This is a genomic window from Sulfitobacter litoralis, from assembly GCF_900103185.1.
In the GTDB taxonomy this organism is placed as follows: Bacteria; Pseudomonadota; Alphaproteobacteria; order Rhodobacterales; family Rhodobacteraceae; genus Sulfitobacter; species Sulfitobacter litoralis.
The window spans coordinates 21251-44114 of the sequence record NZ_FNJD01000020.1; the positions used below are offsets into that span (position 1 = coordinate 21251).

The window sequence follows — 22864 nt, forward strand, 5'->3', positions numbered from 1 at the left end:
CTATGAAAATCGCACGTTTCTCCATTGAAAATCCGCTTTATACGTGGATTTTCATTCTCTTCGCATTGTTCGGTGGTGTGTTTGGCTACCTTTCGGTTGGCAAGCTTGAAGACCCGACATTCACCCTCAAATCGGCCATCGTGGCGACGGCTTATCCTGGTGCGAGTGCCGCCGAAGTGGCGACCGAGATATCCGAGGTGTTAGAAGCCGAAATCCAGCAGATGGACGAAGTGAAGACGGTCACCTCGCGCAACACCCATGGCCTGTCGGTGATCGAAGTCGAGATGCAGGATGAATATGATGGGACCGAGCTGCCACAGGTTTGGGACGATCTGCGCGACCGCGTGTCCGATGCGGGTGCGTCGCTTCCCTCTGGTGCCCGTCCGTCGCAGGTGAACGACGATTTCGGCGATGTTTTTGGTATCCTTTATGCCGTCTCCGCCCCCGGTTTTTCTGATTCAGAGATATGGGAGATCGCGACTTTCATCCGCCGCGACTTGCTGACCGTGGATGGGGTGGCAAACGTCGATATTGACGGGCTGCCGCAAGAGGCGATTTTTGTCGAACCGTCGTCGCAAGAGCTGTCACAGCTCGGGATTGATCCCAGTGTGATCATCGGCGCAATCAACGAATCTACCGCGATTAACCCCACGGGTTTTGTCGAAACCGGTGATACCAATCTGCGCATCGACGGGCCGTCGGGCGAGGATAGCGTCAACGATATCAGTGCGCTGACCTTCGGCTTTCAGGGCGAGGTGTTGAATCTGCTGGATGTGGCCACCGTCACGCGCGGCCGTGTGGACGCGCCAGATCACATCCTACGGCAGGACGGCCAAGAGGTGTTCACCCTTGGCGTTTCGGGTCTGCTGTCAGAAAATATCGTCGAGGTCGGCAAACGCGTCGAAGCGCAGCTAAAAACGTTGCAAGCCTTTCTGCCCGTCGGGGTAGAGATCACACCGATCTATGAACAGCACCGCGTGGTGGACGAGGCAAACAACAGCTTCCTGCTGTCTCTTGCCATGTCCGTCGCCGTGGTGATCGGGGTGCTTGCGCTTTTTATGGGGGTGCGTGCGTCTGTCGTTGTGGGCGCGTCGCTGTTGCTGACGGTGCTGGCAACGTTCTTTTTCATGTATCTTTTCGGGGTCAAGGTAGAACGGATCAGCCTTGGTGCTTTGATTATTGCCATGGGGATGCTGGTGGATAATGCCATCGTGGTCGCCGAAGGCATGCAACAAGAAATGCGCAAGGGGCGGCCTTCGGTCGCTGCAGCAGATACTGCCGCGCAGAACACCCAGATTCCGCTTTTGGGCGCGACCGTGATCGGGATCATGGCGTTTGCCGGGATCGGGCTATCGCCAGACGCGACGGGTGAATTCATGTTCTCCTTGTTTGCGGTGATCGGCATTTCGTTGCTGCTGTCGTGGATCGTGGCGGTGACCGTCACACCGCTGTTGGGGCACTATATGCTGAAGATCGGCGGGCTGGCGGATGATGACAGCGGCTATAATGGTCCGATTTTCCGCGCCTATGGCAATCTTGTGCGGCAGGTTTTGCGGTTCCGCTGGCTTGTGTTTGCCGGTCTGATCGGCACCACGGTGGCCTGCGTCATGATCTTTGGGCAGGTCAAACAGCAGTTCTTCCCCGCATCGAACACGCCGCTGTTTTACTTTGAATACAAGGCCGAACAGGGCAGCTCTATCCAGTCAACCTCCCGCGATCTTGCGGTGATCGAAGATTGGCTGCTGGCCCGCGAAGATGTGGACACCGTGACTACCACCATCGGTGCCGGTCTGACGCGCTATGTCCTGACCTATACGCCGGGGGACAGCGACCCCTCGATCGGGCAGCTGGTGGTTCGCGCCACCTCGGCCGAGGCAATCCCCGCCCTACGCGCCGAGCTTGACCAGTTCGCGATCAATGCGCTGCCTTGGGCAGAGGTGCAGACCAAGCGGATCATCTTTGGCCCCGGTGGGGGTTCAGACATCGAGGCGCGATTCTCGGGGCCCGATTCCGCCGTGCTGCGCGATCTAGCGGATCAGGCCGAAAATATCCTGCGCGACGCGACGCCATTGCTGCATACCGAGCACGTGGACTGGCGCGAAAAAGTGCTGGTCACCCGCCCCGTCTATGCCGAAGACCGTGCGCAGGCTGTCGGTATCGGCCGCAGCGATGTGGCGGATGCGATTGCGCTGTCGACCAACGGGATCACTGCCGGCACCTACCGCGAAAGGGACCGTCTGATCGACATCATCGTCCGCGTGCCGCGGTCAGAATCCGCCAGCAACGGCCAGCTGCCCGACCAGATCGTCTATTCCGCCGCGCTTGGGGATTACCTACCGCTGAGCCAAGTGATCGACGGGTTCAAGGTCACGTCAGAGAACGCGGTGATCGAGCGCCGCAACCGCGTGCAGACGATTACGGTGCAGGCCAACGTCATCGAAGGTGTCACCCCGCCAACGGTTTTCCCACAAATCCGCCCATTGATCGAGGAGATTGAGCTGCCGGTCGGCTATACCCTTGAATGGGGCGGCGAATTTGAAAACGCAGGCGATGCCCAAGCGTCTCTTGGCAAGCAGATGCCGCTGAGTTTCGGGACCATGTTGCTGATCACCATTCTGCTGTTCGGCAAGCTGCGCCAGACCGCCGTGATCTGGACCATCGTGCCAATGGCGATCAACGGGGCCGCATTGGGCCTGCTGTTCTCGGGGCTGGCGTTCAGCTTTACCGCGCTGCTGGGTCTGCTGTCGCTGTCCGGCATGTTGATCAAGAACGCGATCGTTCTGGTCGAAGAGATTGATGTGCAAAAAGAAAACGGGCTAAACCAGCATGATGCCATCGTCACCGCAAGCGTCAGCCGTCTGCGCCCTGTGGTTCTGGCAGCGGTCACGACGATACTGGGGATGGTGCCGCTGCTGGCGGATTCGTTCTTTGCCGCAATGGCGGTGACGATCATGGGCGGCTTGGGCTTTGCCTCTGTGCTGACGCTGATCGGTGTGCCGGCGCTGTATCACACCTATCTTGCAAAAGAACGGCGGGCGGATGCCGCGGCCAAACCGGTCTAGAGGGTCAAATTATGCCGTGGGGCCATGCACCACGGCATGGGCCAAGGCGCGGGCGAGCGCGTCGCGTTCTGCCTCTGACTGATCGGGGCGAATGCGGTACCAGTCAACCAAACCGTTCAACGCCCCCATCAGGGCGCGGCTGGCAATTTCAATGCTCGGCACGGCCAGCTCTCCCTCTGCGACACCCGCGCGCAGCACCTCGCGGTACAAATTTTCGTAATCGTTGCGCAGGGTAATAAGTTCGCGCAGAACGCCGCGCTCTGCCTCGGTGGTAGAGCCGCGCAAATAGACCTCTACGCCCAGACGGATGCTGCGTTGATAGGGCAAGGTGTCCATCATGACGCGGGCGTGGGCGTGAGCCATCTGCTCTAGCTTCTTCACATTCGATTTCTTCATCGAAACGAGCGGGGTGACCGCTTCAAAGCAATATTGCATCGCCTGTCGGTACACGGCAAAAAAGATCGCATTCTTGGACCGGAAATGGTGGTACACGCGCCCCTTTGTCGCCCCAAGCTCATCTGCGATGTCGTCCATCGTCGCCTTGTCGAGCCCCTTGAGCATAAAGCATTGCGCGGCGGCTTCGATGATCTCGCGGCGGCTGTCGTGCTTGTGCGAAGCCGAATCCGAGGCCTCGGCGATTGTGGTCACGTCGATGTGTTCGCCCATATACTTTAGACCTCTGGCAGGGGAAAGACGGCAATAATCGGGGTTTTCTGCCCGCCTGACGTGAATACTGAGCCGAAAACATCCATTCTGACAAGCCGTTGCGTGGTCTGACGCCACGGATTTATCTGTTGCTACACTTACATCACCGACAGCTATTGACACCTGCGTGCCCTGTCACGACAGTAACATACTACTCAGAATGTTGCTCGGATAAAATCTAGGGGCGGCAGGGCAGATCGCGGGAATGGTCGGTCTGCAGGGTACCGAAAATCAAGGGCTCGGCCACACGCATCGCGGGGCTATGAGAGCTGACAAATTATGTTTGGGAGGACATACATGACTTATAAATCATCCGTCGCAGTCACCGCATTGGTCGCTGCTGTTGCCATCAGTGGCCAAGCAAGCGCGAAAGAGCGTTTGAACTTTGCCTACGGCTATCCGAACAACTCTGCCATTGGCCTCGCGGTTGACGCATATGCCGAAGCAGTAGCTGAACGCTCCGACGGCGAAATCGACGTAACCGGCTTTGCGATGTCTCTGCTCAGCTTGCCTGAAACATCGCCGGGTGTACGCGACGGTCTGGCCGATGTCGGCTTTGTACTGCCGCCCTATTATCCTGCGGAATATTCCACCAACCTTTTCCTGCACGAAATGAACCTGCTGGTGAACCTCGTGGAAAACCCCACCGGCAAAGAGCCTTTGGCGTTTACCGGTGCTATGGTCGAATACACCTTCACCAAATGCCCCGAGTGTCTGGACGAATATAAAGCGCAAAACCAAGTTTATACCGGCGGCGGCGTGACGCCCTTGTACAACCTGCTGTGTAAAGACGTCAAAGTAACGTCGGTCGAGGATCTGAACGGTCTGCGTCTGCGTGCCGGTGGTGCGGGTTTCGTACGTTTCGCCGAAGCTTTCGGTGCTCAGGGTGTGCGTCTGCCCGTCTCCGAAGCATATGAAGCGCTGGATCAGGGCATCATCGATTGTGCCATGCTGTCCGCACCTGAACTGACGAACTATAACCTGCACGAAGTCGTCACCGACATCACACTTGCCGTTCCCGGTGGGGTCTTTGCGGGTGTTTCCTCGGCGAACGTGAACGCGGATCGTTGGAAAGCCATGGATGACACAGCCCGCGAGACGATGCTGTGGGGCGGAAGCCACATGACCGCAGACACCACATGGAACTTCTATACGGATGACAGCGCCGCCATTGAACATTCGCGCAATGCAGGCATCAACATCCACAAGCCCGACGCCGAACTGCTTGCTGCGGTAAAGCAATTCTCGCGCGATGACCTCAAGACCGTGTCGGCCCTGTTCAAAGACACCTACGAAGTCTCACGTGCAGACGAGATCGCGTCGGACTTTGAGCCGCTACTGGCCAAATGGAACGATCTGGTGAAAGACGTCGAAAGCTCGGACGATCTGCAAACGCTGATCTGGGATCAAGTGATCTCCAAAGTGGACCCTGCGACTTACGCTCAGTAAGCCGCAGTAGACCTCGGTCTGCTGATCACAACGGGGGTGCCGTGCACCTTGCGCATGGCACCCCCAACGTCCCCTTCTTGCAAACGGATACTCCGATGAAACTTATCGCGTCAGTGATCTCTGCGGTGATCACATTGACCGCTTCGCTGGCTGGTATCATTGTTCTGATGCTGGTCACCCATGTCACAGTTGACGTGGTCATGCGCTTTGCGTTCGATACGCCGTTGAACTCTACCATCCTTTATGTCTCGGCCTTTTACATGGTCGCGATCGCCTTTCTACCGCTTGCCGCTGTCGAACAAAACGACGGGCATATCGCGGTTGAACTGCTGGTCGAAAAATTCCCAACCAAAGTGCAAAGCTTTCTCGCGGGGCTTGCCCTGCTGTTGACCTGCATCGTGACCGCCACCGTCGCGATCCGCACCGGCGACGAAGCTTTGGCGAAGTTTATCGGCGGGTCCTATTCGATCGAAGCAGGCGGCAAGGTGACCACATGGCCGACCTATCTGGCGCTGCCTCTGGGCTTCGGCCTGATGTCGATCGTCGCCGCGTGGAAATTCATTTGTCACCTGACGGGCCGCCCGCACGGGTTGAACGCTTTAAAAGTTGAAGACCCCTATCTAGCCGGCGGAGACGCATAATGACTGAACTACAAATCGCAGGCATCTTTATCGCGATCCTGCTGGCGATGATCTTGATGCGTATCCCGATTGGCATTTCGCTGATCGCGGTGTCCTTTGGCGGGCTCTGGTCCATGTTCAACTGGAACATCGCTTGGGGCAGCCTTGGGATCGTGCCCTATAGCTTTGCCAACTCCTGGGTGCTCAGCTCAATCCCCGCATTCCTGTTTATGGGGTTCATCTGCTACCATACGCGGCTGACCCAAGGGCTATTTAACGCCGCACAGATATGGCTTTCGGGTCTGCCGGGTGGTCTTGCCATTGCGTCGGTCTTTGGTTGCGCGGGCTTTGCTGCTGTGACCGGCTCGTCGGTCGCCTGTTCCGCCGCGATGGGTAAAATCGCCGTGCCAGAGATGGTGCGCCACCGGTACAGCCCTGAACTCGCAACGGGAACTGTCGCTGCTGCGGGCACCATCGGTGCGCTTATCCCGCCCTCGATCCTGATGATCTTGTATGGCATTATCTCGCGCCAGTCGGTCAGTGCACTGTTTCTTGGTGGTCTCGTCGTCGGTGTGATCACGCTTATCGCATATATCCTGCTGATCATCGTGCGGGTTAAACTGAACCCTCAACTGGCCCCTCCGGTGCAGATCAGCGCGACACGGGCCGAAAAGATCAGAGCCCTAGGTCAGACCTGGCCAGTGCTGCTGATCGTGATCGGCGTCTTTGCGGGTCTATTTGGCGGGGCATTCACCCCCACCGAAGCGGGCGCTATCGGCGCGATGCTGTCGACCATCGTCGCGCTGCTATACCGAACGCTGACCTTCAAAGCCCTGCGCATGGCGATCACGGAAACGCTGACCACCACTGCCGCCCTGCTGATCATCGCCGTTGGTGCCAGCCTGCTGACACGCTTTCTGGCGCTGTCGGGTATCGGTGATGCGCTGTCGGATGCGATCCTTGGCTTTGGCGCTGCGCCGCTGCTGATTATGATCGGCATCGTCTGCGTCTACCTCGCGCTCGGCATGATGCTGGAACCGGTTGGCGCGATGCTGCTGACCCTGCCCATCGTTTTGCCTATCGTCGAAGAGACCGGCTATAGCCTGCTGTGGTTCGGTGTGGTTCTGGTCAAACTGCTCGAGATCGGGATGATCACGCCGCCCATGGGGATGAACGTCTTCGTGATCAAAGGCGTCGTCGGCAATACCGCATCGCTGTCCACGATCTTTAAGGGCGTTTTCTGGTTCGTCATCGTCGATCTGCTGATCGTTGCAGCGCTGATTGCGATGCCTGATATCGTGATGTTCCTGCCAGACTGGGTAGGCCGCTAAGTCAAACATCCCGGCGCGGGGTTTCCTGCGCCGGGATGTGTTAAAAAGCGAGGACGACCAAGACGCTAAAGTGCAATGGCCTGCCCATGGGGTGTCCGCGCCGCTGCTTCGTGCCAAGCGTCCTTACAGGCCACCAGCTCTGATGCCGACGCCAACTGCTTTTGCGCGACGATCTTTTCCAATGCGCACAGCCAATGCTGATAATAATCCCGCTCGACGCCTGAATGAACCTCTGCCGTCAGCGCTTTTGCCCATTCGGCCCATGTGAAGGCACCGGATTGATGCAAAGTGACAGCCATCGCAAAGGCCTGTGCTTGCCACGGTTCCTCAAAGACCGGCTCGTTTCCAGCCAGTGCAATGTCTGGCAAAAGCGAAAGATCGGGCAAGGTCATAATACGGTCCTCAGATAAGGTTCCCACAGATCCAGTGTGACGCTGTCCCCCTCGCGCCCCTGGGCACCCCAAAGCGTGCGCGCCGAGAACGCCACTTGATACAGCCACTGCGGATCTTCGCCCTGCCCTTGCGCATTGCTGTCGGGAAAGACGTGAAACCCGTGCACCTTGGTGATGGTGCCCACCTTGTCACGGGCATAGCGCGCCATGCGGGTGTGGGTCGTGGGATGATCGTTGATCGTTCTGACCTGATCGCCCACGGCAAAAGCGGGCTCTCCCTGTTCGGGACGATCTGCAGGCCCGCCAGCAGACAGCATCGCGTCCACATCTTCAGCCGCAAGCCTGCGCTTGATCGGGGTTGCAGCGATCAGCGGTACGCCTTGGGCGATCTCAGCCTCGGTGAGCATCTCCTTTTCCACCATCAACCGCTTGGCCGCTTTCAGCCAGATCGCATAATAAGGCGTGCGGGTATAATCGCCCGGATGCATATCCTCACGCGCGGATCGCGCAGCATCGATATTCCACTGCCCGCAGGCCCCAAGTGCGACGACCATGCCCAAAGCGCGGGCCTCCCACGGGGCGTGGAACAGCGGCTCATCGGCCTCGGGTGCGACGGGGCCAAACCCCATCATCCCGCCAAGGTCCGCCCCGCCGTTCATGACGCCACCTGCGGCGCGCGTGCCAGTCCCGTGCCGATCATCGCATTGCGGGTCACCAGTTCAGCCAGTTGGTCCATCGTCAAACCCTCCGTCCCCTCAGGCCGCTGCGGGATCACCAGATAGCGTATTTCAGCTGTTGAATCGTGCACCTCCACCCGCGTCGTCGGGGCGAGGGTCAGGCCGAACTCGGCTAATACGCCGCGCGGGTCGATCACTGCCCGCGACCGGAAGGGGGGAGATTTATACCACGTCGGCGGCAGGCCCAAAACCGACCACGGATAGCAAGAGCACAGCGTGCACACGACCAGATGATGCACATCGTCAGCGTTGAACACTGCCTCGATGTGTTCCCCTTGACGGGAATGATAGCCAAGCGAATGGATCGCCGCAGAGGCATCGCGCCGCAGCCACGCCTCGAACTCGGGCTCAACCCAGGATTTCGCCACCACATGCGCCCCGTTGCGCGGCCCGATCTTGGTCTCGTAGGTCTGGATAATCCGGTCAACAGCGGCGCTGTCGATATACCCTTTGGCGCTCAACAGACTTTCGAGCGCTCTTACCCGCGCCTCCGTCTCTGTCAGATGCGAATGGTCGTGGTCGTGATCATGGGATGTCATTTGGCCGGCCCCCTTTACCCGCGTGCGTCGCCTTCACGTTACGAGCGAACGCAGCAATTGCAAAGCGCAATGGCCCGACAAAACAGGCTGAGCGCCTGCCCGCACGAGGTTGAATTGCGCACCGGCCTAGAGTAGGTTTCCGTAGCGGTGACGCTATTTTTTGCTGAAAAGTCAGGTGCTCATGTGATTGGCAAAGTGATCCGGCGCAAAATGGCAGGGTGCCATTTCAAAAAGTTCTCCCTGCTTGATGCAGTCATTCAAGACGTCGACGATGCACAGCATGTGACCTTGTTCTTTGACGCGTCCGTTTCGCCCAAGCTTGTGACCCCGCCCGACGGGTCGGCCCTGCTGGGCACGAAATCTGTCGGCGGGGCAGCGGTGTTAAGCTATGCGCTGCCACGAGGGGCGGAGCCGCGCTTTGATATTGCAGGACAAAAACAGGTGCTGCTCGCTTGCAGCGCCGTCGAACGCTCAGAATATCGCGATGCCAATGCACTGGCTGCGGTGCGCAATGGCGAAAGTGCGGCGGTCGTTCTCGACTGGTTAGCGCATCATGAAACCTATCACCGTATGACTTCGGCGGTCATCCTTGACCGAAGTCGCCCCGATAAAGGCGATGCATTCGCCAAAAACCTGCAAGCTGGCATCACCGCCCGACAGCTTGGCTGCGATGTGGTGCTCCTCACAACCGATATACCGCTTGGCAAACCCGACGCCCCCGCCGAGGCGCATCCCTTTAATGTGCCCGAAGCCCCCGGCAAAGATCGCATGAAGGTGCCGCCGGCAGACCCCTGGACCAGCCCCCTGGGCGCGATGTCAGTATACGAAATCATCCGCGACCGGTTTCTGGGCGATGCACGTGCAGTAGCAAACATTGATGTGCATGACCTGATCCCCCCCGCCAAGACCACAGTGTTCGATGCGGCCGTCGGGGCCGAAAATGGCCTGATCGAATTGATCGGCCAGCATTGCTATCCATGGCGCGTGCGCAATGACGACGATGCGACATTTGGCGATCATACCTGCGTACAATTCGACACCGCATCAGGACGTCGCCGTTGGTGCATCGCACCGCATCACGCCCCCGAAGGATCGGTATGGCGCCTTGTGCGGGTGGGCAATGCAACACCGGATTTGTCGCGCACGATCCGTTTTTACCGCTACATGGCGTTGCGTCATCCGACGCCGTCTATCTCGAAAATTGTGCCCAAAACGTCTCTGGTCGAGCATCCCCAGTTGCTAGATCAAGCGGCCAAGCTGTGGGACCACGCCCCCGTACGCATGCCTGAAATAGAAATCGATACCCCTGCCAAGGCACGCGGGCGCTGCGCCATCGTGACGACCATGAAAAACGAAGGCCCCTTTATCCTTGAATGGCTCGCTTTTCATCGGTCTATCGGGTTTGACGACTTTATTATCTATACCAACGACTGCACCGATGGGACCGACACGATGTTGGACCTGCTACAGGAAAAAGGCATCGTTCAACACCGCGACAATCCCTTCCAGAAAGTGAATCTCAAGCCGCAGCACGCGGCCCTGCAGGCGGCTGAGCAAGAAAAGATCATTCAGAACGCCACTTGGGTGACCTGCATCGACGTGGATGAATTCGTGAACATCAAATGCGGCGACGGCACGCTTGATGCGCTTTTTGCCGCGACCAAAAATGCAAATATGATCGCGATGACATGGCGCTTGTTCGGCAACGGCGATGTGCACGCGTTCCAGCCGACGCCCATAACCGAACAATTCCAGCGATGCGCGCCCGAACACACACGCAAGCCGCATCAGGCATGGGGTTTCAAGACGCTGTTCCAGAATACCGGCATCTTCAAGAAGCTCGGCGTGCATCGCCCCAAGGGGCTGAAATCTCAGCTGTGGAAAGAGATCAACTGGGTCAACGGGTCCGGTCAACCACTGCCGCGCGATATGTACCGTAACGGGTGGCGCTCTACGGTCGACACCTACGGCTATGATCTGGTGCAGTTGAACCACTATGCTGTGCGCTCTGCCGAAAGCTTCTTGGTGAAACGCGACCGCGGAAGGGTGAACCACGTCGACCGTGATCAGGGTCTTGCCTACTGGTTTCGCATGAATAACAACGCCGAGGTCGAACAGTCTATCCAGACCCGTTTGCCGCGCATGAAAGAAGAGCTCGCCCGACTGCTGGAAGATGCGGACATCGCGGCAGCGCACGAACATTCTGTAGCCTGCCATCGCCGCAAGATCACGGAACTGCGGGCAACCGAAAACTATTCAAAATTCTATGCCGAATTGACCAGCCCGCGCATGGAAAAACTATCGACCTTGCACGCGCATTTCGGGGCCAATGTCTTTTTGCAGGGCCCCGGCACTGTCCCGGACGAGGTCGTGGCGCGCAAACAGGGCGACGATTGGGCCTTTACCGTCGAGCGGGAGGAAGAGACCCAGCACTAACATCAAGCTGGCCTAAATCACGCCGCACCTATGCCTTTGTTCTGAACCTTTTCGGTACGATACCGAACCCCTAGTCAAGTCTCGGATAACATGTGATGTTTGCCCAATGAAAACACTTCCTAAAATCGCGTCTCTCTGGATCGGCGGGCGGTTGTCCTGGCTTGAACAGCTGTGCCTGAAATCCTTTGCGGACAATGGCCACCACGTCACGCTTTATAGCTATGGGCCGATTGATAACCTGCCGGACGGTGTGCACGCAGGCGACGCCGAGGAAATTTATCCGGCAGAACCGATGCTGCGACATGCGCGCACCGGCAGCCCCGCGATCCATGCCGATATGTGGCGGCTGCACCTGCTGCTGAAGACGGACTGCATCTGGGTTGATGCCGATATGTATTGTCACCGCCCATTCGACTTTGACAGCTCGTTTGTCTTTGGCTGGGAAAAGCCGGGGCTGGTGTGCAACGCAGTGCTGGGGTTGCCGTCGGATTCGAAAACTCTGGCGGGACTGCTCGACTTTTTTACCGATGAATATGCGATCGCGCCTTGGCTCAAACCTTGGCAGCAACGCGAGCTGGAAAAAGAGCGTGACGCCGGCCAACCCGTCCATATGACAGCGCAGGAATGGGGCTTTACCGGCCCTGCCTCGGTGACGCATTTCCTGAAAGAAACCGGTGAGATAGACCACGCGGAACCCGAAACCGCGTTTTACCCGATCTCGTTTCCCGACAGGAATCACATGATCCTGTCCAAGTTCAACATCGAAGAGCGGCTGACAGAACGCACACGCGGGGTGCATTTTTGGGCCCGACGGATGAAACCGCGGCTTGAGGAAAAAGAGAACAACACACCCCAGTCCGGCAGCTTTATGGATGGGCTGATCGCGAAGCACGCGATCGTCCCCCAAGACGCGCCTATTCCGGCAAAGGTAAAAGTCTCCAAGGCGCCGGTGGATGATCCCGCTTTCAAGGCACAGATCGGGCTCGCGGCGCTGCAAGGCAAGGCCTCCATCAGCAAAATCTCACGCGATCACCTTGTCGACAAGCAATTCGTCAAGACCTGCCGCGATACGATCCTTAATGACGCCGCGATGCTGTTCACGCCCCAAAAGTAATACGCTGCAAGGACCGCGGGGGCATCTGCCCGCGTTCGGCCACGGCCACAAAGATGCGTAGCTGATCAAATGTCATCCTGCGGCCCCCGTCAGAACAATCAGCCCAAGGCTGATCCCCATGATAAAGACCCAAGCCCCCGCCCCCAGCAAGGCCGGACGTAGCCCCGCTGCGGCAAGCTTGCGCAGGTCGGTTTCCAGCCCCATCGCGGCCAGCGCCATCGCCAGTAGAAACTGCGTAACGCCGGTCGCGGGGTCCAACACCGCCTCCGGCACCCAGCCGGTCGAGGCAACGCCAACCATCGCGATGAACCCAAAGACGAACCACGGGATCGGGGCTTTGCCCCCGCCGCTTTGCCCCCCACGGCGCCGCGCGGCAAAGACCCCCAGACATAGGATCATCGGGGCCAACATCATCACCCGCGTCAGCTTGGCAATGGTGCCGAATTGACCAGCCTCGTCACCGCGTTGAAAAGCGGCTGCGACGACCTGTGCGACCTCGTGGATCGATGCACCGGCCCATAGGCCAAAGCCGCGCGGACCCAATGCAAACCAACTTTCGGTTAAAGGCAGCAAGATCATGGCAAGCGAGCCAAAGATTGTGACGCAGGCCACCGCATAGGCGACATCTTCGTCGCGGCCACGGGTCACCGTATTGGTCGCGATCACCGCCGATGCCCCGCAGATCGACGTCCCCGCCGCGATCAACTGTGTCAGCTTGGCATCCACGCGCAGCACGCGCCCCAGCCAGATTGTGAACCCAAAAGTCAGCACCAGCGACAGCGCGATCACCGCTACGCCCAACCAGCCGACCTGTGCCACCTGCCCCAAGGTCAGTTGTAGCCCCATCAGGATGATCCCCGCCCGCAAAACCAGCCGCATGCTGATGGCAATCCCGGCCTGCGCGGCCTCGGGCGTGCCCAAGGTATTGCGCAGGGTCATCCCCAAAAGGATCGCAAGGATCAACGGGCTAAGCATCCCCAGCCCCGGCACAAACCGCAGCACGAACGCCAGCCCCGCAATCATGGCGGCCAGCAGCAAGCCGGGCCAGATGGACTGCGTCGGACGGCTTGCAAGGGCACGGGCGGAAGGGGAGGTTTCGGTCATGGGGTACCTGTATCGTATCTACACCCCCTTAGATATCACCCGATCCAAGCCATCAAGCGATCGTATCTGCCCGTCCGGCTTGGCGCCCAGAAAAGATGCAGCCCCCCAGAAACGTTCCTTCAAGCGCATTATAGCCGTGATACCCACCGCCACCGAAACCCGCGACCTCTCCGGCGGCAAACAGTCCGGGGATCGGCACCCCCGAGGCATCCAGCATCTGGCTGTCCAGATTGGTGTGCAACCCGCCCAGAGTTTTGCGCGTGATGATGTTCAGCTTTACCCCGATCAATGGCCCGTTTGCCGGGTCGAGTATCTTGTGCAGTTTGGCCGTGCGCTGGAGTTTGTCGCCGCGATAGTTCCGCGCCGCATGGATCGCCATGATCTGCGCATCTTTGCTAAAGTTGTTGTCGACCTGCATATCCCGCGCCTTGATCTCGGCCTCAATCTTATCGGGCGAAAGCAGATCATTGCCCTCCATACCGTTCATCTTGGCGATCAGTTCGGGCAACGTTTGCGCAACAACGAAATTCTCGCCGTGTTCTTTGAAGGCTTCGACGGCGGATGTCGCGGCCTTGTTCAAAATGCGCTGCTGCACCACTTTGACCCAGCTTTTATCCGCGAAATCAGGGTTCTGCTCTGATCCCGAGAGGGCGAATTCTTTCTTCACGATCTTCTGCGTCGTGATGAACCACGAATAATCGAAGCCCGTGTCGAGGATCATCTTCAAAGACCCCAGACTGTCGAACCCCGGCAGCGATGGCGCGGGAAACCGGTTGCCCCTCGCGTCGAACCACATCGACGAGGGACCCGGCAGAATGCGGATACCGTGGTTGGGCCAGATCGGGTCCCAGTTTTTCACCCCTTCGGTATAGTGCCACATCCGGTCGTTGTTGATCAGCCTGCCGCCAGCGGCTTCGCTGATGGCAATCATGCGCCCGTCGACATGGGCGGGCACACCGGCGACCATCTCTTTGGGGGCAGGGCCAAGCCGGTCTATGGGCCAAGACTTGCGCACCAGATCGAAATCTCCGCCGATCCCACCAGAGGTCACCACCACCGACGGTGCTCGCAGTTCGAAATCGCCCACGATATCGCGGTTGGTCTTGTGTCCGCGCGCAGCCGTATCCGCCGCTAGCACCTCGCCCGAGACGCCGACAGCTGCACCATTTTCCATGATGATATGTGAACAGCGGTGCCGGAACTTCAGAGTGATCCGCCCTGCCTGTTCATGTTCGCGCACGCGGCGTTCAAACGGTGCCTGTGTTCCGGGCCCAACGCCCCACGTCAGGTGAAAGCGCGGCACCGAATTACCGTGGCCAGAACCAAAGCCGCCGCCGCGTTCTGCCCACCCCACAACAGGAAACCACCGCATGCCCATATCGTGCAGCCAGCCGCGCATCGGACCCGCAGCAAAATCGACATAGGCTTCGGCCCATTTGCGCGGCCATGCATCTTCGGGCCGGTCAAATTGCGCCGACCCCATCCAGTCTTGCAGCGCCAGTTCGCGGCTGTCTTTAATGCCCATCCGGCGCTGTTCGGGACTGTCGATCAACATCAGCCCGCCAAGAGACCAGAATGCCTGCCCGCCCAGAAAGGCTTCGGGTTCCTGATCGATGACAATGACCTTTTTACCGCGATCTGCCAGCTCGGCTGCGGCGACCAGACCGGCCAACCCGCCGCCGACGATAATAACATCCGACGTGTTCATGCAAAGCCCCCCACAGGATTACCTAGACGGCGGTCCTTCATGTCAGCAGGCTCGATGCGACCCGCCAAACGACAGCCGCCAAACGGCACGAGGCCAAAGATCGGATTTCCCACGACGATCCCTCCCAAGACATCTTAGAAAATTACAGTTGCTTTCCGGTGTACCCGCCATGGGTCGATTCACCTATGAGAAAACGGTTCTGCCGTAACGTCGCAAGGCCACCCCCGATGGACGCTGCGTCAAACTAAGGTTACCTTAACGTCAGGGAACAATACGACCTGCGCGCCCAAACGGCGCGTGGGCTTGGCACTATGGGAGAACAAATAATGTCAGATACGGTGATCGCAGATTTTGATCGTACACTTACCCGCGAAGTCTTTGACCGACGGGCCGCCCAAGGTGCTGCAGCGCTGACCGGCTTGGGGGCCGGGGCGGATGTGCCCGTCGCTGTCATCATGCGCAATGATTTGACCCAGCTCGAGGTGATGCGCGCTGCTGCAATGGCGGGCACAGTGATCGTGGCGCAGAACTGGCACGCCGCCGACGACGAAGCAGGTGCCATCTGCGACGATAGCGGTGCGCGGTTCGTGATTATCCACCGTGATCTGATCGACGCCCTGCGCCCCGCCCTTGAAGGGCGCACTGTGATCGCGATCACCCCCGACGCTGCCCTCCGCGAAGCTTACGGCATTGACGACGTCGCGGCACAAACCGACCCCGAGACACCAGAATGGTCGACACTTGTTGATGCCGCCAGCCCGATCACCCCCCGCGAGATGATGCGCCCGCTGATGCGCTATACCTCGGGCTCTACTGGCAAACCGAAAGGCGTACGGCGCCTTGGGGGCGGACCCAAGCGCGACTTCGAAGACGTGCTGTCGCGCGTTGGCACCGAGATGTTGCAGCTTAAACCCGGTTCGCGCTTTTTCACTGCCGCCCCGATTTACCATTCGGCGCCGTCAACGCTCACGTCTGCCGCCTTGGTGGCCCCCGGCGTGTCGACCTTTGTCGCGCCAAAGTTCGACCCCGAAAGCTTCCTGGCCACTATCGAAGCGCAGCGGATCACCCATATCTATCTGGTACCCACCATGATGAGCCGGATGTTGAAACTGCCCCACGAGGTCAAAGCGCGGTACGACCTATCCTCGGTTGAATTCTGCGTCTCGACCGGATCGCCGTGGCCCCATGACCTGAAGGTCGCGATGATCGACTGGTGGGGGCCGGTGTTCTGGGAAAGCTACGGCGCGACAGAGATCGGGTTCATGACGATGGTGTCGTCGGCTGACGCGCTGGCGCGACCCGGCACCGCAGGGCGTATGCAAATGGGCGGGACGCTGTTGATCCTTGATCCCGACGGAAACGAACTGCCCGCCGGTCAGGTCGGCGAGATTTACGCCCGCATGGATGCCTTCGGCGGGTTCGATTACTCCAATGACCCCGAAAGCCGCGCCTCGGCTGAAAAGCACGGGCATTTCTCTGTCGGGGATCTGGGGTCGGTGGACGAGGACGGGTTCCTGTTCATCACGGATCGCAAGAAAGACATGATCATCTCGGGCGGGGCCAATATCTTTCCCGCCGAGATCGAAGCGGTGCTGATGCGCGCGCCCTTCATCCGCGATGTTGCCGTCTTTGGTGCCCCCGACCCCGAGTTTGGCGAACAGATCGTCGCGGCGGTTGAATTGGCCGAGGGCCACAGCGCCGACAAGCAAAAGGTGCTGGATTTCCTCGACGGCAAGCTCGCCCGTTTCAAAGCGCCACGGATTGTCGATTTCCACGATGCCCTGCCCCGCGAAGACAGCGGCAAGATCTTTAAACCCCGTCTGCGCGCCCCCTATTGGGATGGGGCGGGTCGCGCGATCTAATTCGGCGCGATCATCGATCCACCTCGAGGGGCCGGCGCTAAATGCGCCGGTCTCCTTGCGTTAGGGGGCAGGGATTCTTACATCGCGCCGGTACACACGCCACCCCCGAGGGGGCCAATAACAGGAAGACAACAATGACCATCACCCTTCTAGAGCAGCTGAACTGGCGCTATGCGACCAAAAAGATGGACCCCTCCAAGAAGGTCCCTCAGGAAAAAGTCGACACGATCATCGAAGCGATCCGCATGACCCCCACCTCAAGCGGTACCCAGCCCTTTGAATTGCTGGTCGTGACCAACCCCGACAAGCTGGCGCAAATCCAGACAGCCGCGGGCGATCAGGCCCAGATCACCGAAGGCTCGCATCTACTGGTATTTGCAGCGTGGGATACCTACACCGCAGACCGCATCGACGCCGTGACCAACCTGAACGTCGAAGCCCGTGGCGACCTGCCCATGCTGAACGCGTATTATGAGAACCTGAAAAACAACTACCTCCCCCGCGACACTGAAACCAACTTTGCCCACGCCGCACGTCAGGCCTATATCGCGCTTGGCGTGGCGCTTGTCGCCGCGGCCGAACAAGAGGTCGACAGCACCCCGATGGAAGGCTTCGACCCCGCCAAAGTAGACGAGATTTTGGGTCTGACAGAACGCGGCCTACGGTCAGTGATCCTGCTGCCATTGGGCTACCGCGATGCCGGATCCGACTGGCTGGCCCCGATGAAAAAGGTACGTAAGTCTGCCGATACATTGGTGACACATATCAACTAATGCGATGATGAAGGGGGCAAAGGCCCCCTTCGTTCACCTCTCCCGCGCCTCGTGCCGATTGTCCACGGGTCTTTAAAGTGGCTTTTTTCCGGAGGCCACACTCAGGGTCACCACCCGCCATGCATCCTCCTCGCCCACAAGCTCTTTGGCGCGTTCGGGATTGGGCAAAAGACTTTCATCGTCGCCGATGACCACGTGCAGATATCGTCCGGCCTCGCGCAGCTTGACCATCGGGGCGCCGTCCACCCCTTTTCTGACGCGGCGCGCCAAATCCTGCATCTCATCCGAGCCCAGTTTTCGCGGCGCACCGTCCAAAAGCTCTGCCACAGAGATACGCAGATTGCGCCCCCCGTCTTTCAGGACATCCAACCCGATCAAACCGGCGGCCACCGCATCGGCCCACCAGAACCCCATGGAAATGCCGATGAGGCCCAAAATCCCCGCGACGCCGGTCTTCCAGTCTGCGGCATTCATATCCGCGTCGGCATGCAGCACCTTGTCCTGAATATCAGGCGCAATCGCCAGCTTCTTGCGCCCCAAAATCACCGGCGGGACAATGGAATAGACCAACGCCGCGACCATCAGCCAACCCATCCAGACCTCTGTACCGAATAGCTCCATGCTGCCAATGGTCGGATGCTCTTGCCGGATCAGGGTCACCGCCGCGTCATACACCAGATACCCGCCCATCAACGTCAACGCCGCCGCAGATAGGGCAAAGGCCAGCGTACCAATACGGTGCAGCCCAAACGGATATTTGGCACTGGGGGGCATCCGCTCTAGCCGCGCCGCGACAAGAAACAGGATAGGCGGGAGCAACGACAGTGTGTCCTCAATCCATGCCGCCTGCATCGCCTGACTGGATCCCATCACTAGAAACATCACAACGATAATCGTCATCAGCCAGAACAGCGTCCACCATTCCAGCCGCCGCGCCTGTGCGATCTTGTCGGAAATTTCTGGCGGCAAAGGGGGGTAGCGGTTCATTGCTTGGCCTCCCGCGTCAAAGGACGCAACGCCATATTTGCCCGCATGAGAAACTGGTTTTCCCCGCGGCGCAGCAGCAACACCCGTTCTGGCCGATCGGCACCGATAGTGACGTAGCCGATGGGGTTCGTCGCCCCCGCGTGGTCGGTCAGAGGTGAATCCTCAGGAATGCCGCCCGCCAAGAGATGCAGATCGCCAATCTCCAGCGCATCAAGCATCCGGTGAGTATTCTCGCGGTGCCATTCGACTTTTGCGTTCAGCGCATCGGCGATCAGTGTCACGGCGGTCAGGTCAATCTGTGGCAGCGGGTCTTGTAATAGGCCCACCTTCAACACGGCACCTTGCACGGTCTGGGTGGTATTTTCCGGGTCTTTCGGCAACTCGCAGGCAGCGAGACCAAAAAGAAGTGCAACGGCAAGCAGCTGGCGGAACATGATCAAAACCCTTCACTGCGATAACGGCACAGATCGCGATTTCGTTCCCGCCAGCCTGCACCGGCGGGAAACGAGGGCCTTGATACCTCCGCTCGCGGTTCAGCCGTTGAACCGCGGTGGTCGTTTTTCCAGGAATGCGGCCACGCCTTCCTTGAAGTCGGGCGTATTGCCCGCCTCTTTCTGCCATTTGCGTTCATTCGCCAGCGCGGTGTCAAAGTCAGTGTCAGCCGCGCTCCATGCGGCTTTTCGGATCAGGGCAAGGCTGCGCACCGGCCCGTTGGCCAGCTTCGTCGCGATCTCGAGCGCCTTGGCCTCTACCTCGTCATTCTCGACCAACCGCGTGACCAGCCCCCAGTCAAACGCTGTGGGTGCCGGAATCTTCTCGGCCAGCAGCATCATTTCCATCGCGCGCACGCGGCCAACGGCACGGGTCAGCAGCCATGTGGCCCCCCCATCGGGGATCAACCCGATTCGTGCAAAGGCTTCGAGGAAATAGGCATCGCGACCAGCGACAATCACGTCGCACGCCAAGGCAAGCGACGCACCGATTCCCGCTACGGCCCCTTGCACCGCAGACACCACAGGCACGGGCAGATCACGGATCGTGGTCATCAGCGGGTTATACGCATTTTCCAGTGCCGCGCCCGCATCCAGTTCCGTGCGGCTTTCGGGTTTACTTTGTTTCAGATTCGCGCCTGCGGAAAAGGCCCGTGACGACCCCGCAAGGACAATCGCCCGCGCCGTTTGCGCCTCAAGGAGCAGCAGGTCGCGTAGTTCTAGCGCCATGGTAGATGTCAGCGCGTTCATCGTCTCTAGATCATCCAGCCGCAACACCGTCACCGGTCCGTGGCGTTCTACCTTGATTTTATCCGTCACCCTGCTCTCCTCCCATGCAATCTACGGTTTAGATCGGGGGCATCCCACCACGGGAAGACGACGTGAACAAGCGCTAGATGGCGCCGGCTAGGCGTCGCAAAAGGTCGCGGCCACCCAATCGGGCAAGGTGACCCGCTGTTCGAATACGGTCGATTTCGCCCGCAGGACATTCTCTTTTGTGTCACGCACTGGGGCCGCGTTTATCGTCGCATAGGCGTGATCGCGCGCCGCCTCCCAGCTTTGTGATGGGTAGCTTGCCAATCGTGCATAGAACCGTGCGGCGGTCTGATCTGCTTCTTTCCACGCTGCCCCCGGCAGACCCCGCCCCGGCATATTGCCCACATCCGTGCGATGCTGGTTTGCCGTCTCTAAAGCAGCGATATTCGCGTATTTCAGATGCATCAGATACACGCCGCGCGGCAGCTCGAAAGGCGTGGACTCGATGCGCCTTGGCCCGACCCATATCCCGTGCCGCCACAACCCCGTGCCCCGTTTGGTGGCCCATGCTTTGCTGTAATGGCCCGAAAACACAGCTGTGCGCCGGTGCCCCAAGGCCATCTGTCCCTTGGCCAACACATTGTCGTCCAGCGTTTCTGCTACATTCAATCCCAAGGCAAAGACGGCCTTGCCGGAAACATTCTCTAATACTTCCGTTAGAGACGCATAGACCGCGGGATCAAAGCAGATCAGCTCGTCCGCGTCAGTGCGGATCACCCAATCGAAAGACACGGCCAGCCCATCTGCAAAACTGTTCAGCACCTGCCCGCGCCGTCGGTCGAACCCTTCTAGCGTCTCGCGGGGCACGGTAATGACCGTCGCGCGGGGACACAGGCGTGCGATTTCGGGGTCGGCCCCATGTGCGACAACATACAGGTTATCAAAGCCCACCAAGCGCCCGTAATGCAGGTACCACTGGGACAGCGCCCAGTAGTCTTTGTAAACCATTGTGATCGCGCAGATATTCATGCCTCGTTTGTACGTCCTTCGCCGAAATCAACACAAGAGGTTTAACAAAGGTCGAGCGCCAGATCACAACCTGAGGGTCCATTCCGCCACAAACCTTCGCCCTACAGTGTTTACATGTTGCGTCTTGGCGACACCGTTGCCAATATGTCGGCGTTGTCGGGGGACGCACATGTCATTGGAAAAGCTGATCGATTTAACAGATGCGGCGCGCGCAGGCATGGATGACGCGGCCTTCTGGGCCTCGTGCATGACAGCACTGTCGGATGTCGGCGTGACGGGCGTTGGGTATGGCATAATCCCCTACCGCAGCGACGCCACAGTGCGCGGGTTCACCAAAGCCGGATTCTTTCGCCACACCTATTCCTCCGATTGGTCCGCAGCCGTAGAGGCGAATGCGCTGGTTGATGATGACATATCGGTCGAACTGATTGCTAATGGCATGCCCGAAGTTCTTTGGAACGACGATAGCCTGCTAGAGCATGCCACCGAACCCCAGCAACTACAATCCGAGCTGGAGGGCGACCTTGGCATGAAATACGGGGCCTCGCTTTCGCTTAACCGCAATAACGCCGGACAAGCCATTTCAGGCATCGGCCTCTGGGTCGGGGACCCCACGTCGGACGGCGAATTCAGCCGGTACTGGGAGGAGCATCGCAGCACGTTTCGGCGGCTGTCTTTCGCCATGGACGAAGGGATTCGCCGCGATCACATGAGCCTGCTCGTCAACCTCACCCCCAGAGAGCATGATTGTCTAAGCTACCTTGCCATCGGCCTACGCCCCGCCGAAATCTGCTGGACCCTCAAGATCAGCGAAAAGACGTTCGAGAAACACATCAAAGGGGCCAAGGGCAAACTGCGCGCCAGCACCCGCGATCACGCGGTCGCCAAGTCGCTGGTTCTGGGGCTGATCAAGCCCTAGATGGGGGTTTTTCCCCGCTTGTTCCAATCTGACGGCAATGGCAGTTTAAGGCCATAGAACGGCATCACAACTTTTTAGAAGCGGGCTGGCGAGATCGGGCATATTCACGCTGCCTGACCTCATTCTAAACCAGCATCGTTTTGCAAATAATTTTATTATTAAAGCGCGGGGTGGCAGCAATGCCGCCCCCATTTTTCCGCCATTGGACGACATATCCGATGCGGGGAAAGCTGCGCCGCGTGTCGCCGGATCACTGCCCCTTGTGAGGCCCCCGCACATACCTTATAATTAGAGTAAGATATTCAATCGACCGGGCTTCCCCGCCCCATGTATGGACTTCTCTTGATATGGCATCACTGGCGACCCTTCCGATCTCGGATCGTGACGACACACCACTGCACGCACCTGCCCCGCACGTTACCCCCGACCAACGCGCCGCCCTGACCCGTTTGCGGCTGTCGGCGATGGCATGTCGCGTCGCCGCGCGCACGGATCTTTACGAAGCCTGCGCCCTGCTCAGCCTCGACGGCGAAGACGCCAAACGCACATTTGTCGATACGCTGGTCAAATGCCTGCCAAGCGCCCTACAGCGGCGAGTGATCTGGTTCACCCCCGGAACAGATACACTTTCGTTCGACGAATCCTGGACCCTGCGATGCCTGACCTGCATCCGCGCGAATGATCTTGCTAACCTAAATTTCCTGATCAAGTCGCGGGTATCCCCTGCGGACCGGCGCTATATCGGCTATTTACTCAGCCAGATTTCCGAGCAGTTTTCTAAAGATTAGAATTATTCTAAACAAGTCTTGGCAAACCGTTTTCCGCGTCTATGTTAAAAGACAGCCAGCTT

General features: G+C 59.0%; 20 protein-coding genes. 10 read left to right on the top strand and 10 right to left on the bottom strand.

Features of this window, described 5'->3' with window-relative positions; genetic code table 11:
• Positions 1-2: 2 nt before the first annotated feature.
• Positions 3-3062 (top strand): efflux RND transporter permease subunit, encoded by a 3060-nt coding sequence (locus tag BLQ98_RS14300; RefSeq protein WP_093733983.1) that lies wholly within the window; start codon positions 3-5, stop codon positions 3060-3062.
• A 9-nt stretch (positions 3063-3071) separates the two neighbouring features.
• Here BLQ98_RS14300 and BLQ98_RS14305 read toward each other — a convergent pair whose 3' ends face one another.
• Positions 3072-3728, bottom strand: a complete 657-nt coding sequence (locus tag BLQ98_RS14305; protein WP_093733984.1) for a TetR/AcrR family transcriptional regulator — start codon at positions 3726-3728, stop codon at positions 3072-3074.
• Positions 3729-4064: 336 nt separating this feature from the next.
• Here BLQ98_RS14305 and BLQ98_RS14310 point away from each other — a divergent pair, with 336 nt between their 5' ends.
• The 3 genes from BLQ98_RS14310 to BLQ98_RS14320 all read left to right on the top strand — a co-directional run bounded on the left by BLQ98_RS14310 (position 4065) and on the right by BLQ98_RS14320 (position 7167).
• The gene (locus tag BLQ98_RS14310) at positions 4065-5216 is read left to right on the top strand and encodes a C4-dicarboxylate TRAP transporter substrate-binding protein (RefSeq protein WP_093733985.1); all 1152 of its coding nucleotides are present in this window, start codon (positions 4065-4067) and stop codon (positions 5214-5216) included.
• Positions 5217-5311: 95 nt separating this feature from the next.
• The gene (locus tag BLQ98_RS14315; protein WP_093733986.1) at positions 5312-5857 is read left to right on the top strand and encodes a TRAP transporter small permease; all 546 of its coding nucleotides are present in this window, start codon (positions 5312-5314) and stop codon (positions 5855-5857) included.
• Positions 5857-7167 (top strand): TRAP transporter large permease, encoded by a 1311-nt coding sequence (locus BLQ98_RS14320; RefSeq protein WP_093733987.1) that lies wholly within the window; start codon positions 5857-5859, stop codon positions 7165-7167. The genes BLQ98_RS14315 and BLQ98_RS14320 overlap by 1 nt, the downstream gene beginning before the upstream one ends.
• 65 nt (positions 7168-7232) lie before the next feature.
• Here BLQ98_RS14320 and BLQ98_RS14325 read toward each other — a convergent pair whose 3' ends face one another.
• From BLQ98_RS14325 to nthA, 3 genes are read right to left on the bottom strand one after another with little or no spacing between them, the layout of a single operon-like run.
• Positions 7233-7559, bottom strand: a complete 327-nt coding sequence (locus BLQ98_RS14325) for a nitrile hydratase accessory protein (protein WP_093733988.1) — start codon at positions 7557-7559, stop codon at positions 7233-7235.
• Positions 7556-8218: a nitrile hydratase subunit beta gene (gene nthB / locus BLQ98_RS14330; RefSeq protein WP_093733989.1), complete on the bottom strand. Its 663-nt coding sequence runs from the start codon at positions 8216-8218 to the stop codon at positions 7556-7558. The genes BLQ98_RS14325 and nthB overlap by 4 nt, the downstream gene beginning before the upstream one ends.
• Positions 8215-8835 carry a nitrile hydratase subunit alpha gene (nthA, locus tag BLQ98_RS14335; RefSeq protein ID WP_093733990.1) on the bottom strand — a complete coding sequence of 207 codons (621 nt, stop codon included), beginning with the start codon at positions 8833-8835 and terminating at the stop codon, positions 8215-8217. The genes nthB and nthA overlap by 4 nt, the downstream gene beginning before the upstream one ends.
• Before the next feature lie 147 nt (positions 8836-8982).
• Here nthA and BLQ98_RS14340 point away from each other — a divergent pair, with 147 nt between their 5' ends.
• Together BLQ98_RS14340 and BLQ98_RS14345 are read left to right on the top strand one after the other, a co-directional pair.
• Complete coding sequence (locus tag BLQ98_RS14340; protein WP_335754937.1) at positions 8983-11271, top strand: glycosyltransferase family 2 protein; 2289 nt, start codon at positions 8983-8985, stop codon at positions 11269-11271.
• Positions 11272-11377: 106 nt separating this feature from the next.
• Positions 11378-12385, top strand: coding sequence for a glycosyltransferase family 32 protein (locus BLQ98_RS14345; protein ID WP_093733991.1), 1008 nt, complete (start codon positions 11378-11380; stop codon positions 12383-12385).
• A 72-nt stretch (positions 12386-12457) separates the two neighbouring features.
• Here the strand turns inward: BLQ98_RS14345 and BLQ98_RS14350 are convergent, their stop codons facing one another.
• Both BLQ98_RS14350 and BLQ98_RS14355 read right to left on the bottom strand, forming a co-directional pair.
• A complete protein-coding gene (locus BLQ98_RS14350; RefSeq protein ID WP_093733992.1) occupies positions 12458-13489 on the bottom strand; it encodes a YeiH family protein in 1032 nt (343 codons plus the stop codon).
• Between the two features lie 52 nt (positions 13490-13541).
• Positions 13542-15197, bottom strand: a complete 1656-nt coding sequence (locus tag BLQ98_RS14355) for an FAD-binding dehydrogenase (RefSeq protein ID WP_093733993.1) — start codon at positions 15195-15197, stop codon at positions 13542-13544.
• A 326-nt stretch (positions 15198-15523) separates the two neighbouring features.
• Here BLQ98_RS14355 and BLQ98_RS14360 point away from each other — a divergent pair, with 326 nt between their 5' ends.
• Both BLQ98_RS14360 and BLQ98_RS14365 read left to right on the top strand, forming a co-directional pair.
• Complete coding sequence (locus BLQ98_RS14360; protein ID WP_093733994.1) at positions 15524-17059, top strand: AMP-binding protein; 1536 nt, start codon at positions 15524-15526, stop codon at positions 17057-17059.
• Positions 17060-17193: 134 nt separating this feature from the next.
• A complete protein-coding gene (locus BLQ98_RS14365; RefSeq protein WP_093733995.1) occupies positions 17194-17832 on the top strand; it encodes an NAD(P)H-dependent oxidoreductase in 639 nt (212 codons plus the stop codon).
• 72 nt (positions 17833-17904) lie between these two features.
• Here BLQ98_RS14365 and BLQ98_RS14370 read toward each other — a convergent pair whose 3' ends face one another.
• The 4 genes from BLQ98_RS14370 to BLQ98_RS14385 form a co-directional block, all read right to left on the bottom strand.
• Positions 17905-18819, bottom strand: coding sequence for a cation efflux transmembrane domain-containing protein (locus tag BLQ98_RS14370; protein WP_093733996.1), 915 nt, complete (start codon positions 18817-18819; stop codon positions 17905-17907).
• Positions 18816-19253: an enoyl-CoA hydratase gene (locus BLQ98_RS14375; protein ID WP_093733997.1), complete on the bottom strand. Its 438-nt coding sequence runs from the start codon at positions 19251-19253 to the stop codon at positions 18816-18818. Before BLQ98_RS14375 ends, BLQ98_RS14370 begins: the two co-directional genes overlap by 4 nt.
• A gap of 99 nt (positions 19254-19352) precedes the next feature.
• Positions 19353-20129 carry an enoyl-CoA hydratase-related protein gene (locus BLQ98_RS14380; protein ID WP_093733998.1) on the bottom strand — a complete coding sequence of 259 codons (777 nt, stop codon included), beginning with the start codon at positions 20127-20129 and terminating at the stop codon, positions 19353-19355.
• Between the two features lie 87 nt (positions 20130-20216).
• Positions 20217-21095: a glycosyltransferase family 2 protein gene (locus BLQ98_RS14385; protein WP_093733999.1), complete on the bottom strand. Its 879-nt coding sequence runs from the start codon at positions 21093-21095 to the stop codon at positions 20217-20219.
• A gap of 169 nt (positions 21096-21264) precedes the next feature.
• Here BLQ98_RS14385 and BLQ98_RS14390 point away from each other — a divergent pair, with 169 nt between their 5' ends.
• Positions 21265-22014, top strand: coding sequence for a helix-turn-helix transcriptional regulator (locus tag BLQ98_RS14390; protein WP_093734000.1), 750 nt, complete (start codon positions 21265-21267; stop codon positions 22012-22014).
• 347 nt (positions 22015-22361) lie between these two features.
• On the top strand, positions 22362-22802 hold the full coding sequence (locus BLQ98_RS14395; protein ID WP_093734001.1) for a hypothetical protein: 441 nt from the start codon (positions 22362-22364) through the stop codon (positions 22800-22802).
• Positions 22803-22864: the final 62 nt, after the last annotated feature.

Excerpts from the sequence above, each read along its gene's own strand:
- BLQ98_RS14315 (WP_093733986.1), top strand. The coding sequence starts at position 5,312 with ATGAAACTTATCGCGTCAGTGATCTCTGCGGTGATCACATTGACCGCT.
- BLQ98_RS14385 (WP_093733999.1), bottom strand. The coding sequence starts at position 21,095 with ATGAATATCTGCGCGATCACAATGGTTTACAAAGACTACTGGGCGCTG.
- BLQ98_RS14320 (WP_093733987.1), top strand. The coding sequence starts at position 5,857 with ATGACTGAACTACAAATCGCAGGCATCTTTATCGCGATCCTGCTGGCG.
- BLQ98_RS14310 (WP_093733985.1), top strand. The coding sequence starts at position 4,065 with ATGACTTATAAATCATCCGTCGCAGTCACCGCATTGGTCGCTGCTGTT.
- nthA (WP_093733990.1), bottom strand. The coding sequence starts at position 8,835 with ATGACATCCCATGATCACGACCACGACCATTCGCATCTGACAGAGACG.
- BLQ98_RS14395 (WP_093734001.1), top strand. The coding sequence starts at position 22,362 with ATGGCATCACTGGCGACCCTTCCGATCTCGGATCGTGACGACACACCA.
- BLQ98_RS14375 (WP_093733997.1), bottom strand. The coding sequence starts at position 19,253 with ATGTTCCGCCAGCTGCTTGCCGTTGCACTTCTTTTTGGTCTCGCTGCC.
- BLQ98_RS14355 (WP_093733993.1), bottom strand. The coding sequence starts at position 15,197 with ATGAACACGTCGGATGTTATTATCGTCGGCGGCGGGTTGGCCGGTCTG.
- nthB (WP_093733989.1), bottom strand. The coding sequence starts at position 8,218 with ATGAACGGCGGGGCGGACCTTGGCGGGATGATGGGGTTTGGCCCCGTC.
- BLQ98_RS14360 (WP_093733994.1), top strand. The coding sequence starts at position 15,524 with ATGTCAGATACGGTGATCGCAGATTTTGATCGTACACTTACCCGCGAA.
- BLQ98_RS14350 (WP_093733992.1), bottom strand. The coding sequence starts at position 13,489 with ATGACCGAAACCTCCCCTTCCGCCCGTGCCCTTGCAAGCCGTCCGACG.
- BLQ98_RS14345 (WP_093733991.1), top strand. The coding sequence starts at position 11,378 with ATGAAAACACTTCCTAAAATCGCGTCTCTCTGGATCGGCGGGCGGTTG.
- BLQ98_RS14305 (WP_093733984.1), bottom strand. The coding sequence starts at position 3,728 with ATGGGCGAACACATCGACGTGACCACAATCGCCGAGGCCTCGGATTCG.
- BLQ98_RS14365 (WP_093733995.1), top strand. The coding sequence starts at position 17,194 with ATGACCATCACCCTTCTAGAGCAGCTGAACTGGCGCTATGCGACCAAA.
- BLQ98_RS14325 (WP_093733988.1), bottom strand. The coding sequence starts at position 7,559 with ATGACCTTGCCCGATCTTTCGCTTTTGCCAGACATTGCACTGGCTGGA.
- BLQ98_RS14300 (WP_093733983.1), top strand. The coding sequence starts at position 3 with ATGAAAATCGCACGTTTCTCCATTGAAAATCCGCTTTATACGTGGATT.
- BLQ98_RS14390 (WP_093734000.1), top strand. The coding sequence starts at position 21,265 with ATGTCATTGGAAAAGCTGATCGATTTAACAGATGCGGCGCGCGCAGGC.
- BLQ98_RS14370 (WP_093733996.1), bottom strand. The coding sequence starts at position 18,819 with ATGAACCGCTACCCCCCTTTGCCGCCAGAAATTTCCGACAAGATCGCA.